This is a genomic window from Kitasatospora phosalacinea (genome assembly GCF_000717185.1).
In the GTDB taxonomy this organism is placed as follows: domain Bacteria; phylum Actinomycetota; class Actinomycetes; order Streptomycetales; family Streptomycetaceae; genus Kitasatospora; species Kitasatospora phosalacinea_A.
This window is the reverse complement of sequence record NZ_JNYE01000148.1, coordinates 1-12,560: the sequence shown is the minus strand read 5'-3', so window position 1 is coordinate 12,560 and position 12,560 is coordinate 1. Positions and strand designations below refer to the sequence as shown.

The 12,560-nt window shown below is 69.8% G+C and carries 14 protein-coding genes and 1 pseudogene; 11 read left to right on the top strand and 4 right to left on the bottom strand.

The window, feature by feature from the left end; all coding sequences use genetic code 11:
* Nucleotides 1-184: 184 nt before the first annotated feature.
* Nucleotides 185-949: a sporulation protein gene (locus OO57_RS35920; protein ID WP_033256995.1), complete on the bottom strand. Its 765-nt coding sequence runs from the start codon at nucleotides 947-949 to the stop codon at nucleotides 185-187.
* Nucleotides 950-1,040: 91 nt separating this feature from the next.
* Here OO57_RS35920 and OO57_RS40140 point away from each other — a divergent pair, with 91 nt between their 5' ends.
* Nucleotides 1,041-1,820 (top strand): sporulation protein, encoded by a 780-nt coding sequence (locus OO57_RS40140; protein ID WP_051778690.1) that lies wholly within the window; start codon nucleotides 1,041-1,043, stop codon nucleotides 1,818-1,820.
* A gap of 3 nt (nucleotides 1,821-1,823) precedes the next feature.
* Here OO57_RS40140 and OO57_RS43220 read toward each other — a convergent pair whose 3' ends face one another.
* Both OO57_RS43220 and OO57_RS41860 read right to left on the bottom strand, forming a co-directional pair.
* Complete coding sequence (locus OO57_RS43220) at nucleotides 1,824-2,015, bottom strand: hypothetical protein (RefSeq protein WP_051778689.1); 192 nt, start codon at nucleotides 2,013-2,015, stop codon at nucleotides 1,824-1,826.
* A 143-nt stretch (nucleotides 2,016-2,158) separates the two neighbouring features.
* Complete coding sequence (locus tag OO57_RS41860) at nucleotides 2,159-2,680, bottom strand: transposase (protein WP_234337674.1); 522 nt, start codon at nucleotides 2,678-2,680, stop codon at nucleotides 2,159-2,161.
* 594 nt (nucleotides 2,681-3,274) lie between these two features.
* Between OO57_RS41860 and OO57_RS35905 the strand changes: the two genes are divergently transcribed.
* The 8 genes from OO57_RS35905 to OO57_RS35855 all read left to right on the top strand — a co-directional run bounded on the left by OO57_RS35905 (nucleotide 3,275) and on the right by OO57_RS35855 (nucleotide 9,743).
* The gene (locus tag OO57_RS35905; protein ID WP_051778687.1) at nucleotides 3,275-3,484 is read left to right on the top strand and encodes a hypothetical protein; all 210 of its coding nucleotides are present in this window, start codon (nucleotides 3,275-3,277) and stop codon (nucleotides 3,482-3,484) included.
* 94 nt (nucleotides 3,485-3,578) lie between these two features.
* Entirely contained in the window at nucleotides 3,579-4,085 is a 507-nt protein-coding gene (locus tag OO57_RS40130; protein WP_051778686.1) for an NUDIX hydrolase, read from the top strand.
* Between the two features lie 343 nt (nucleotides 4,086-4,428).
* Nucleotides 4,429-4,941, top strand: a complete 513-nt coding sequence (locus OO57_RS46410) for an excalibur calcium-binding domain-containing protein (RefSeq protein ID WP_234337673.1) — start codon at nucleotides 4,429-4,431, stop codon at nucleotides 4,939-4,941.
* A gap of 359 nt (nucleotides 4,942-5,300) precedes the next feature.
* Nucleotides 5,301-5,753 (top strand): class F sortase, encoded by a 453-nt coding sequence (locus OO57_RS35885; protein WP_234337671.1) that lies wholly within the window; start codon nucleotides 5,301-5,303, stop codon nucleotides 5,751-5,753.
* Nucleotides 5,754-6,382: 629 nt separating this feature from the next.
* Complete coding sequence (locus tag OO57_RS40120) at nucleotides 6,383-6,631, top strand: hypothetical protein (protein ID WP_158715359.1); 249 nt, start codon at nucleotides 6,383-6,385, stop codon at nucleotides 6,629-6,631.
* Between the two features lie 148 nt (nucleotides 6,632-6,779).
* A complete protein-coding gene (locus OO57_RS35870) occupies nucleotides 6,780-7,049 on the top strand; it encodes a hypothetical protein (RefSeq protein WP_033256993.1) in 270 nt (89 codons plus the stop codon).
* A gap of 105 nt (nucleotides 7,050-7,154) precedes the next feature.
* Nucleotides 7,155-7,346 (top strand): hypothetical protein, encoded by a 192-nt coding sequence (locus OO57_RS35865; protein ID WP_158715358.1) that lies wholly within the window; start codon nucleotides 7,155-7,157, stop codon nucleotides 7,344-7,346.
* 1,150 nt (nucleotides 7,347-8,496) lie between these two features.
* Nucleotides 8,497-9,743, top strand: a protein-coding gene (locus OO57_RS35855) for an IS3 family transposase (RefSeq protein ID WP_106974196.1) whose coding sequence is annotated in 2 segments (ribosomal slippage) — nucleotides 8,497-8,839 and nucleotides 8,839-9,743 — 1,248 coding nt in all. Because the reading frame shifts where the segments join, the coding sequence is not laid out codon by codon here.
* A gap of 143 nt (nucleotides 9,744-9,886) precedes the next feature.
* On the opposite strand, the gene OO57_RS35850 is transcribed toward OO57_RS35855, so the two are convergent.
* Nucleotides 9,887-10,411 carry a nucleotidyltransferase domain-containing protein gene (locus tag OO57_RS35850; protein ID WP_234337669.1) on the bottom strand — a complete coding sequence of 175 codons (525 nt, stop codon included), beginning with the start codon at nucleotides 10,409-10,411 and terminating at the stop codon, nucleotides 9,887-9,889.
* 277 nt (nucleotides 10,412-10,688) lie between these two features.
* On the opposite strand from OO57_RS35850, the gene OO57_RS35845 reads away from it, so the two are divergent.
* On the top strand, nucleotides 10,689-11,123 hold the full coding sequence (locus OO57_RS35845) for a hypothetical protein (protein ID WP_033256988.1): 435 nt from the start codon (nucleotides 10,689-10,691) through the stop codon (nucleotides 11,121-11,123).
* 131 nt (nucleotides 11,124-11,254) lie between these two features.
* Nucleotides 11,255-12,345 (top strand): annotated as a pseudogene (locus tag OO57_RS41855) (IS3 family transposase).
* The last annotated feature ends 215 nt before the right edge of the window (nucleotides 12,346-12,560 follow it).

Below are 12,560 nucleotides of genomic sequence, written 5' to 3'. Positions count from 1 at the left end.
ACCTGCGCGATCTGGCACAACCGCACCACCGGCCAACCCGTCACCCGATCACTCATCGCCTACGACCACTGACCCACTTCGGAACTACTCGTCTAGCACTCGGGACGATCGGCGCCCGCCCGGTTCGCGGACCGCACTCCGGAGCAGCTCGTCGCGGCGGTCCGCTACTGGTGCTGGCGCCCCGTCAGTACCGCAGCCGGTCCAGCTGGTCGAGCGCCTCGCGCACCCGCGGGCCGAGGTCGACCTCGCCGGTCTCGTGGTGGGCGACCGGGAACGGGACGGCGGGCGGCTTCTCGTCCCAGCGCGTCAGGTGGCGGGCCGCCCGGCGGACGTACACCATCGCGCCGACCGGGTTGTTGACGAAGGTGACCTCCGAACTGGGGACGCCGGTGCCGTCCTCCAGGTGGAAGGTCTGGATCCAGGAGTGGCGCAGGTCGACCTCCGGGATGCTGCCGTCGAGCAGCTGCGCGTCCGCCACCCGGTGGCCCTCGACCCGGAGGGCGCTCAACACCGCCTCGTGCAGCGGCGGCGCGGCCACGTGCACGAAGTCGATGTCCCGCACGGACCGCTGCGGGCCGGACGACAGGGTGGTGGTCAGCGAGAGGTCGACGCCGACCGTCCGACCGTCGACCTCGGTGATCGGACAGTCCCACGGCAGCCGGCCGTGGAAGCCGATACGTTCCTCCGCCCCGGGCGCCACGTCGAGGTACGAGCGCGAGGGCGAGAGGTACGCCCACTCGCGGTCCTCGACGCTGCCGTTCCGCCCCAGGACCTTGCCCACCACGTGCAGGTACAGGCCCTCGACCTTGAGACCCGCGCTGCCGCCGCGCAGCAGCACCTCGCCCTCGATCCGCTGTCCGGGCTGCGGGGCGAACGTGGCGATCCGGGTGTCGATCTCCGGCGGATCGCCGCCGTCGTCGCCGAGTCCGAGCAGTCTCCGCAGGCCCATCCGCCCCGCCTCCCCCTTGGAAAATGACCTCGACTCACCTTAGCGTTCGACAAGATCGGCAGGTAAGAGTCGGGTGGGAGGGGGCGGGCACGTGGGGCTGCTGGCGAGGTTCGGGCTCGGACGCGCGGCGGAGGGACCGGAGGTCGAGATCCGGACGGCCGACCTCGCCGTCCCCGGCGAGCGGATCGGCGGGCAGCTGGTGATCCGGGCCGGGGCCCGCAGTGTCGAGGTCGACCAGATCGAGAACTACCTGGTGGCCGACGGGTTCGACGAGGGCGGCGGGCCGACCGACCTGGTCCTGGGCTCGCTGTGGACCCCGGGCGGCTACGATCTCGAGATCGGCGGCGGGCAGGAGCGCACGCTGCCGTTCGGCGGCCGGCTGCCCTGGGAGTGCCCGTTCACCGAACTCGACGGGCAGCCCCTGGGGTTCGCGGTGGCGGTGCGGATCACCCTGCGGCCGCCCGGGCGCTCCGACGGGACGGTGCACCGCAGCACCCTCCGGATCGCCCCGACGCCAGCCGTCCAAGTCGCGGTCGCGGCCTTCGCGGAACTCGGCTACCGGCCGCAGGACTCGCGGGTCGTCTACGCGTACATCCCGGGGTCCGACCAGCACCACGCCGGCTACCAGTCGCTGTTCCTCACCGACCCGGCCCGGGGCAGGCGGAAGCTCCCGCGGCTCGAACTCTCCTTCGTCACCAACCCGGTGGGCACCATGGTGTACCTGCGCCGGGCCGCACCCGAGCTGTACGAGTGGGAGTCCAAGCCGCGGACGGTCACCTTCGCGGTCGCCCACCACGAGTCTGCCCGCCCCGACCTGGCGGAGCGGGCGACCCGCGCACTGGAGGAACTGCGCACCCTCTACCGGAGCTGACGGCTACTTCGTGCCCAGCGCCGCCCAGGCCGGGTCCAGGGCCAAGGACTTCAGCTGGTCGAGCGTCAGCAGCGGAGCCTTGTCGGCGCCGTTGGCCCCCGCCCCGGCCGGGTCGACGGCAGTGACGCGCATCCGCAGGTGGTCGCGGCGGAGCAGGTCGACCACGGTCTCGGTGGCGCCCGGGGAGTGCGGCACCTCGCGGCTGTCGACGGTGCGGATGCGGGTACCGTCGGGCAGCGCCGGCGCGTCGGCGAACCGGAAGCCCGTCGGCCACGGTCGGTCCGCGTTCTCCTCCTGGAGTACGGGTTCGGTGGCAACGGCCGAACGTGGAGCTGGAGTTACGGCGCGGAGGCACTGTCGGTGGCGGGCGACGGCCCGTTCGGCCGCCTCGCTGAGGTGGTGCCACAGGTGCCAGCGGTCCGCACCTGGACGGCCTGCGGCGCTCCGGCGGTGACGCCCTCGGCTAAGAACGGCGCGCGGTCGCGGCAGACGATTTCGACGCCTGGCCGCTCGGCCAGCCAGGCCGCCAAGCTCGATGTCTCCCGGTCGGGCAGCAGGTCCACGGGCCGGCGGGTCTCGGCGTCGACCAGCGCCGTCCCGTAGGCGCGGCCCTTGCGCGTCGCGAACTCGTCGACGCCGCCACCCGCGCGCTCGGCGGCTCCCGATCGGGAAGTTCCTCGACCATCCGCAGCACCGTGCTCCGGCTCACCGACACCCCGAACACCCCGGCCAGCCGGGCCCCGGCCCGCCCGGCCATCGCCAGGCCGACCGCGGCGAGCGTCGACCGCAGCCGCTCGGTCCAGCGGCCGTAGCGCCGGGTCAGTCCTTCGATCTGCTCGACGAACGTCCGCCGCCCGCACGACGAGCTGCCGCACACGAAGCGCCGCACCCGCAGGCTCAACCGGACCCGGCTACCCCCGACCGGCCCGTCGACGGGAAACCGCAGGTAGGAGCTGTGTGCCCGGGGCGACCAGTCCCTGCAACCCGGGCAACTATGCCCCGCAGTCGAAGCCCGGACCTTCACGTTCACCGACTCGACGTTCACGTCGACCGACAGCACCGCGATACCCGCGATCGACGCAAACAGCAGCCCCTCCAAGCGGGGCACCCGATCGTCCACGGTCCCGCACTGTCGGCCACCGCGGCTCGGCCGCCAGCGATTTTCAGGCAACCTCCCGAGGCCGACAGCACCGCCCGATCGTCACTCGCCGTGTGTACGCCACGGAAGTTGAGCCAGAACCCGTTCTCATGAACAAAACCAGGAGGAGCAACCCCCGCGAGCGCGGGGCCGAGGGCAGTTCCTCCTCCAGCAGGCGGCCGAACGGGGAGCAACCCCCGCGCTCGCGGGGGTTGCTCCGTCTCAACGATGACAAGTAATTTCGCGGTGCACTCGGCCCCGCGCTCGCGGGGGTTGCTCCGCCAACGATCTGGACGAGCCGCGGGCGCTGATCGCGGTGTCCGCGAAGTCCAACCGCAGCAAGGCCGACAAGGACGTCGCGGAGTGGCTGCCCCCGGCCGAGGGCTACCGCTGCACCTACCTGACGGACTGGACGGTGGGGAAGACCCGCTGGGGCCTGACGGTGGACCAGGTCGAGGCGGACGTGCTGCACCGCCTGGCCGCCGCCTGCCCCGACAGCGAGGTCGCCGTCACGCTCGCCCGCTGACCCGCCCGTCCGAGAACCCGACCGCCAAGAGGGGAAACGAGCCCTGACCTCCTCCCGCGAAACCGCCGACCCCGCGGGCAACGTCGATCCGGCGGTGTTCGCCGCCGGCCTGCCGCGGCACGTCGTCTCCGCGACCGTCCTGGTCACCGACACCGACGGACGCGTCCTGATGCTGCACCAGGCCCGCCCCTACCCCGGACACCCGGCCTGGTGGCAGCTCCCCTCCGGCCTCGCCGACCCGGGCGAGGCCCCGCCGGCCACCGCCCGGCGCGAGCTCGTCGAGGAGACCGGCCTCCAGCCCGGCGCGGTGCTGCGCCCGCTGGCGGTCGACTACCGCTCGGCGGTCGACGGCTGGCCGCCGGTCATCGACTTCGCCTTCGCCGCCGACCCGGTCCCGCCCGGGACGCCGGTGCGCCTGAGCGCCGAGCACGACGCCTTCGCCTGGCGGACCTGGGAGCAGTGGGAGCCGTTCCTGCAGCCCGAGCAGCAGGCGTGGTTCGCCTCCCTCCACGCCGCACACCGGGCGGGCCGTACCACGGTGCTGGTCGACGGCCGGGACGCGGGCGTTCCACCGGTGCCGTCGGCGCGGACGGAGGGCTGACCGGCTGTCGGAGGCGGCGCCAGCGCCCTTGCCGGGCCGGCCCGCTGCGGCCGCGGGGCCCACGTCTGGGCCGTCGACCAGCGCGCGGCGGCAGCGGGCGGAGGTCTTGGCGTCCGGGGCCGTGCAGGGGCGGGTGCCGGAGCGGTTCGTGTCGTCGGCTCCCCGATCGGGCTAGCGGCCGCCGGGGCCTTCGCTGCGGGGTGACGGCCCGCCGTGCCGCGGTACCGGGCGCGCGGTGGCCGCTGTCGGCGGGCGGTCGCGGTCGGGATCCGGTGGCGCACGAACCGGATGTCAACACGATGGGTGGCAGTCCTACCACTCGTTGTGAAGGAATGTGATGGTCATGCGTGTTCACGCCGTTCTTGCCGCTGCCGCCATGGGTGCGGCCGTGCTCGTGCCGGTCGCCTCGGCCACCTCCGCCCAGGCGCTGGTCCCCGCGGCGGATCTGAACTGCTCGGACTTTGCGACGCAGCCGCAGGCGCAGGCGGCCCTGGACGCGGATCCCTCCGACCCGAACAACCTCGACACCGACCACGACGGCATCGCCTGCGAGGACCTGCCCTCCGGCACCGCCGGCGCCTCGGCTTCTGCGAGCGCCTCGCCCTCCGCTACGGCGAGCACCTCCGCGGCCGCCGGCGCCGCCGCTTCGGCCTCCGCCTCGGCGAGCACCGCCGCCTCCGCGTCCGCGGCCGGCTCCGTTTCCGCTTCGGCTGCGGCGGTGCCGCGCGGCGCGGTCGCGGCCGGGTACGGGCCGTCCGACCACACCCAGGCCGCCGTGGTCCTCGGCGCCCTGGCCCTCGCCGCGGGCGGATCCGCTGTCCTGGTGCGCCGCCGCACCCGCAACAGCGGACGCTGACCCGGACCGCGCCCGCGGCCCGGGTCCACCGGCCCCGCCCCCTCGCCCCGTGCGTTCCAGCGGGACCCGGGCGGGGCAAGGCCGCGGCTTCCGAGCCCCAGGCAGCACGTGCCGGGACGGTGGCGACGAGAAAGGCGGTGGCAGAGGTGGGCAGTACAGCGCCCGGCACTTCCAACGACCGGCGTGAGCCCGCGGGAAACCGGGGCGGAGGCCTTGCCGCAGCCCTGGCGGCCGCCGCGATCGTACTCACCGGAACCGCCACCGCGCTCGCCACCTCCGGCAGCCCCGCCCCGCCAACGCCCCCACCAGCCGCCGCCACCACAGCGCCCGCCGTCCCGGAGCTCGCCAACGCACCGGGAATGCCGAGAGCCGAACCGATCAGGCTGCGCATCCCCTCCCTCGGCATCGACACCGCGCTGCTCCCGCTCGGCCTCGGCCCCGACGGCGCCCTGCAGCCCCCGCCCCTCGGCCAGGGCGGCACCGCGGGCTGGTACGCGGCCGGGACCAGCCCCGGCGAGAAGGGCACCGCGATCGTCACCGGCCACGTCGACACCCCCGACGGCCCCGCCGTCTTCTACCCCCTCTCCCAGCTCACCCCCGGCGCCACCGTCACCGTCGAGCGCGCCGACCACACCACCGCCACCTTCACCGTCGACCGCGTCACCAACTACCCCAAGACCAACGTCCCCGACGAGGTGTACGCCCCCGCCACCCGCCCCGAACTGCGCCTGATCACCTGCGGCGGCGCCTTCGACCGCACCCGCGGCGGGTACCAGGACAACACCGTCGCCTACGCCCACCTCACCCGCTGAACACCACCGCCGCCCCGGCGTGATCCGCCGTCACCGGCCCGGCGGCGGCCCAGGTGCGCTGCCTTCCGTCAGCCGCTGGCAGGACTGCAGTTCGTGCATTATGTCAGGCTGGGATTTTTGAGGTCGGAGCGAAGAAAGTTGCCCGAGGGATTTATGAGGGCGCTGTGAAATCTTTCTCTGGCGTGACGTGCGAGTATGAAATTTTAGCTGCATGCGGAACTGGCCTTGTCATTTGAATTGCTTTTGATCAAATTTCCCTCATGGCTCACCGCTTTCAGGGTGGCGGGTGTTGGCCTCACGGGTCGCCCGGGTGGCGGCGAGGTCTGGAAGTCGATGTCACTCGGGGGTGCCATGGAGTGGTCGGACGGCTCGAACGCCGGGTGGAGCCGCGGGTGCTGGCAGAAGGGTGCCGGCGGGGCCGACGGCCTTATCTGCAGCCTGCTGCCCGAGATTCGTAGACAGGCCCGGCGCTACGCTCTGCAGTCCGATGTGGAGGACGTCGTCCAGATGGTGTGCGAGAAGCTCCTGTCAGGCGGGCGAGACTGATGGAGCATCCCAATCCATTGGCGTACGCGTTACGGACAGTGGTTACTACCGTGTACGACATCCGGAGTCCCCGGGAAGTCTGCGTGCCCGATCTGACGGATCTGGTTGGTGCGGCGAGGTCCGACACCGTGTACATCGAGTCGTGGTGGGAGGCGCTCAGACTGCTGGGCTTCTTGAGCAGCGGTCAGGCGCGCGTGGTCTTCCTGGTAGATCTTCAGGGGTGGACCATCGATCAGTCGGCAGCTTTCCTCGGTCTCCATCGTGGGACCGTCTCCCGGCTGCGGGATCGAGGCATCAAGCGGCTTCTCGGAGAGGTTCGCAAAAAATCTTGATGGCCTGTCATACGAGAAGGCCGGGTAACGGGTTGATAAGGCAGTGAGGTCGCCACCGGCGCCATTCTTGACGGTGTGGGGAAGGGCCTCTTCTTCAATCCGCTACAACAGCAGGGGGGAAATTTTGCGTCGCACAGTCGTACTCTTCATGGCCGCCGCGGCATCGGCCGCCGCGATCATGTCCGCTCCGGCGGCTTCGGCCGGCCCGGCGAACACCGGCACCAACACGGCCAAGGAGAGCCGGCACGAGATGGTGATCGACCGGCGTGCGCCGGTGGCAGCGCCGCCTGCCAACGGCACCCCCGTGTCGTCGCCTGACATCGCCATGCCGCAGAGCTCCCTCTACATCCAGGCCCGGAACGCCGTCTACACGGGACAGGCCTGCGGAACCGGCCGGGTTGACATGGTCACCGGATGAGGCCCGATCACGCTCAACCTCACCACCTCGCGGTCTGTCGCCACCACCTGGAGCTCGAGCTACTCCATCGATGCCTACAAGGTCAGCATGTCGGTGGGGTTCAGCGTGACCGACACCGTCACGAACACCGAGTCGGGGATCTACACGGTGCCTTCCGGAAAGTACGGCCACCTCGAGTCGTATCCGCTCTACGATGTGTACAGATTCGAGGTGTACGACACGCTATTCGACTACGTTCGGGGATACGGCGAGGTCAACCGCCCCGTCGGCTACTGCTACAACCACTACGACTCCTGACCCGGGGAGTAACACCACACATGCGTCACCACTCGAAGCGGTGGGCGAGCGCGGCAGCCGTTGTGGCTGCCGCGCTCGCGGCTGCCTGCACTGCTCAACCTCCCCCTCATAAAAACGCACAACCGTACCCCACCGAGCCGTGGGCGCTGCAGTTGGTGAAGCCAGCAACGGTTGACCCCGAACTCCAGGCAGAGCTCGACAAATTTCCTCCCACGTCGACATCCCGGATCCTCGGCGTTGCAAAAATTGCTGGATCCCGGCTAGTAATCGCAGTCCAAGGAAACACCTGCCAAGCCCTTACTCTCTCCTCCGCAACAGGGAGTAATGATTTCAGCCCTTCCGTGATCGGTGTCTCCAGGCCCGCCAGTACGGATAGCACCATTCAAGGGCATGCCGATTTTCCGGGGAACCTCCTAGCAGGCCCCTATGCGAAATCTGGGGGAATAGCTACCCCGTATTTTCAATACGTCACCATAGGCTGCTCGGAGAACGAGATCGCTGTCCAGGTCGAAGGTGCCGACCCCACCGCGAAAATCTCGCTAAGCGGCGACGCAGCCCGCAGTTGGGTCGAGGGAAAATACCTCTACGTGGCCGTCACACACTGAAGAGACGCTTGGCTTTGATCGCGAGTTGTGGTCCTGGCTCAACTTCCGTGGAACGACACTGGACATGGCTGTGACTATCCCGGGAGCAGGCCGCTGACCTACTCAGGCCGCCGACCACCGCCGCAGCCATCTGTCCCCGCATCCGGCCGGGAGAGCGCCACGCCTCCCACCGCCACCCCGCCCGCCGCCCGCGGCCAGCGCTGCGCCGCTCCACGCCGCCCCGCCCTGACTCGCCGGGCCCGCCCTCCAGGCCTCGCGGGGCCCTGCTCTCGTCCATCTCGAAGTCCTCTTCCTCCACGGCCGATACGGGCTGCGGACAGGCCAGCCGAGTATCGCTGTCCCTGTCCGTGGCGGGCGCCGTAGGGCGTGAAACGGCCGGTCAAGAGGTCCCAGGTACTGAACTTGAACTCGTGATGCCGGTCAGTCATCCATGATCAAGCCGGTCCCGGCGAGGCAGCCGTCGACGAGGTGGGGGGCCTTCGCCCTGATGGGTGGACACGCTGGTACTGGGTCTGCTTGGTCCGGAGGAAGCGAGAAGAGCGCCGATGGCGATGAAGGACTACTCGGACGAGTTCAGGGCCGATGCCGTGGCCCTGTCCGAGTCCACGGCCGGGGCGACGTGCAAGGACATCGCCGCCGACCTGGGCATCAACCGGGCGACGCTGCGTGGGTGGGTGCTGCGGGACCGCGACCGCCGCGGCATCGTGGCCGCAGATGCCCGGCGGGGAGGGACGACGCCTCCTCGGGCAGGACAGCCGACTGCGTCGGCGGATCCGGACGAGCGGATCCGGCAGTTGGAGGCCCGCGTGGCCGAGCTCGAGGCGAGTGAGCGGAAGCTGGCCACCGGGCGGGACATCCTGCGCAGGGCGGCCAAGTATTTCGCCGGCGAGACGAAATGGTGAGCCGCTTCCCGTTCGTCCACGGCCACCGGGACGCCTACGAGGTGAAGCGGCTGTGCCAGGTCCTGGACGTCAACCGCTCCAGCTACTGCAAGTGGCTGGGCGGCGGCGCTGCCAGGGCCGTCCGCCGACGCGAGGACCAGGTCCTGGCCGAACGGATCCGCCGCATCCATGCCGGCTCCGGCGGGACCTACGGCTCGCCGAGGGTGACCGCGGAACTGCGCGAGGCCGGTAAGCGGGTCAACCACAAGCGGGTCGCCCGGGTCATGCGGACCTATTCCATCGCCGGCGTCCGCCTGCGCAGACGGGTCCGCACCACCGTTTTCGACCCGGCCGCGGGGGCTGTCCCGGACCTGTTCCAGCGGGACTTCACCGCCACCGAGCCGGGACGCACGTACATGGGCGACATCACGTATCTGCCGCTTGTGGGTGGGGAGTTCCTCTACCTGGCGACCGTGCTGGACTGCTTCAGCCGCAAGGTCGTGGGCTGGTCGATCGCCGACCACATGCGCACCGACCTGGTCGCCGACGCGCTGCGGATGGCGGCCCAGGTCCGCGGCGGTCTGGAGGGCGCGGTGTTCCACTCCGACCACGGGGCGCAATACGGGTCCAGGGCCTTTGCCGACCTGTGCTCCGGTCTGGGCGTCACCCGCTCGATGGGCGCGGTCGGCAGCAGCGCGGACAACGCGGCTTGCGAGAGCTTCCACGCCTCCCTCAAACGCGAAACCCTTCAGGGCGCCCGCGACTTCGGCGACCCCGCCACCTGCCGCGGGACCGTGTTCGCCTGGCTGACCCGCTACAACACCCGCCGCCGGCACTCCGCCAACGGCCACCTCAGCCCGAACGAATACGAGCGACGCCACCACACGGCTAAACTCACGCTCGCCGCGTGACAACCAACCGCGTGTCCACCTTCGCGGGCGAAGGCCCATGGTCCACATCGCCATGACCAGCCTCATGACCCGCCGACTCACCGGCGAGACCACCCCAACCCGGCGCGGAACCTGACGCCCAAAGCCAGGGACAAAACGCCCATTCAGGGCTCGAAACTCTCAGGCAGCGGGATCCCGAACTTCCGGCACAGCAAGGGGACATCATGGCGATCGACATCACGAGCCGGGTATCCCGTATGGCAGCGCACCGCCCACTCGGCCGACTCGCAACGCACTGCGGTCCCGGCGATGAAACCGTGTCCGGCGAGTGCCTCAGCCGGAAAGGCAGCGCCGTCCACCACGGATCCGTAGTGCAGCGATCCATCCGCAAGAGACTCGTAGAGGTGCAAGTCGACCCGCAGGCCTACGCCGTCGTGCAGAACGAAGTTCCACGGCCTGTCACCAGGCCACGGGAAGATTCGGTCGACGCCGGCCTCCCCGAACGCAACGAACAGCCGATCAAGATGTACGGCCGGCACCCATAGATCGAGGTCGGAATGATCTCTCGTCTGCTGCCCGAGTAGTGCATCCACGCTCCACCCGCCACCCACACACGCATCTACGTCGTGGGCGCGGAGCCGCTCCAGAAGCGCGAGTGCATCCTCGGCTGACATCGCATAGTGGCTCACCGTGCGAAGGTAGAGGCCGGACCGACATCGCATCCAGCGATTTTCACGACTTCACCGGACCGGGTCCCGTGCCAGGGCTTCGGCATAGTCGGATGACGACCGGTTTGTGATCATCTGAGCCCGAGGAGAGTGAGGGGCCGTCGGGGCCGCTGCGCCAGGTGGCCATCGTGCGGGGCGCGTCGTGCGGCACTGGGATGGCAGTATGTGGCCTCCGGCAAAGAGGACAGGGGTCGACATGGGTGATACGAGTCGCACACCACGATGGCCGGGCAGGCGTGTGGCGACCGTGCTGATCGCTTCCGCTGTCCTCGCCTGCGCCGCGGCATGGGCGGTCGCCGAGATCATGGACAGCGGTGTGCAGTTCCAGGCGGTCTCCTCGAGTGCCGATGTGGTCGGAACCTGGCAGGAGCAAGATGGTCCCGCGCGGATACGACTCGATTCAGACGGCCAGTTCACAGCGATCGCCCTGCCCAATGATGTCTTCAATTCGGCGGACACGGGGGTGGGGAGCACGAGCGCCACGGGCACCTGGACGCTCAAACCGAGCCGCGCAGGTGTAGAGCTTTCCTCGGCCGGATCACCGTCTTCTTCCTACGTCGACCAGGGGAGCGGTCTGGGGATCGTCCAGACGGACCATGGCACGGAGCTCTGCGTGCTTTCCAGTAGTCAGGGCGTGCTCTGCGACGAACTGCTCCGACGAGTCACCGGATAGTCGACATGCCATCCACGCCAACTCGGCCCTCGGACACGGAATCCTTCCGCCCTGCGGGGCGTCGACTCAGTCAGCGGCCGTGAACCGTTCCGGGTTCGGTGGAGGCTCGATTTCGTGTAAGGGTTTGAGTCGTGGCACGTCCCTCTTCCTGCCCGTCTGAGCTGCGGCGTCGTGCGGTGCGTATGGTTGCCGAGGTCCTCGGCGATTACCCGAACGAGTCGGCTGTGTGGCGGGCCGTCGCGGAGAAACTCGGTATCGATTCGGCCGAGACGCTGCGCAACTGGCTCCAGCAGGACCAGGTCGACGCAGGGCAGCGCCCGGTGACGACGACGGAGGAGTCCGCGCAGATCAAGGCGAAGAAGGAGATCGCCGAGCTGAAGCGCGCGAACGAGGTCCTCAAGGCCGCGGCGGGTTCCTTCGCGGCCGAGCTCGACCGGCCACATCTGCGCTCGTAGCGTTCATCGACGGGCACCGGGGCGGCTTCGGCAGTGTCGAGCCGATCTGCCGCGTGCTCTCCGAGGGACAACTTCCGGGTCTACGGCGCCCGCAAGACCTGGCGCGAGCTGAACCGCCGCGGCCACGCGGTGGCCCGCTGCACCGTCGAGCGGCCGATGCGCGACCTGGGCATCACCGGGGCCGTCCGCGGCAAGCGCGTGGTGACCACGGTCCCCGACCCGTCTCGGCGCGGGCGCCCGATCTGGTCGACCGCGACTTCGTCGCCTCGGCGCCGAACCGGTGCTGGGTCGCGGACTTCACCCACGTGGCGGCGTTCGCCGGCGTCGTCCACGTCGCGTTCGTCGTAGACACCTTCTCCCGTCGCATCGTCGGCTGGTCCGCCGCGACCACGCAGCAGACCAGGCTCGTCCTGGACGCCCTGGAGAAGGCCTTGTGGCAGCGCGACCGCGACGGATACCCGCCCAAGCGGGGCGAGTTGATACATCACAGCGAAGCGGGCAGTCAGTACACGCCTTTCCGTCTGGCCGAGCACCTCGATGCGGTCGGCATCGCCGCCTCCACCGGGTCGGTCGGCGACGCCTACGACAACGCCCTCATGGAGTCCACGATCGGGCTGTTCAAGACCGAACTGATCAAACCCCGGCGGCCCTGGCGCACGCTGTCGCAGGTCGAGCTCGCCGCCGCCGAGTGGATCGATTGGTACCACCACCGCCTACCTCACGGTGAGATAGGCCACGTCCCGCCCGTCGAGTACGAGAACACCTAGCGCCTCATAACCGCAAAACCACAGGTCACAACCACAAGCTGAGGTCTCTATCGAACCCGGAACGGTTCACTGCTGGATGCCGTGCGCCTGGGACCGGCCGACGACGCTACCGCCGTCTGAAGCTTCCCCGTGGACCTGGACACCTGGAGACTGGGACGTGAGGTTCCAGAGGAAGTAGAGCCAGGTGAGCAACAAGCAGGGCAAGCGGTACTCGG

Bases quoted from the DNA above. Each gene is read 5' to 3' on its own strand.
- OO57_RS35920 (WP_033256995.1), bottom strand. From the start codon at position 949: ATGGGCCTGCGGAGACTGCTCGGACTCGGCGACGACGGCGGCGATCCG.
- OO57_RS46410 (WP_234337673.1), top strand. From the start codon at position 4,429: ATGCGTGTTCACGCCGTTCTTGCCGCTGCCGCCATGGGTGCGGCCGTG.
- OO57_RS35885 (WP_234337671.1), top strand. From the start codon at position 5,301: ATGCCGAGAGCCGAACCGATCAGGCTGCGCATCCCCTCCCTCGGCATC.
- OO57_RS35870 (WP_033256993.1), top strand. From the start codon at position 6,780: ATGGCCGCCGCGGCATCGGCCGCCGCGATCATGTCCGCTCCGGCGGCT.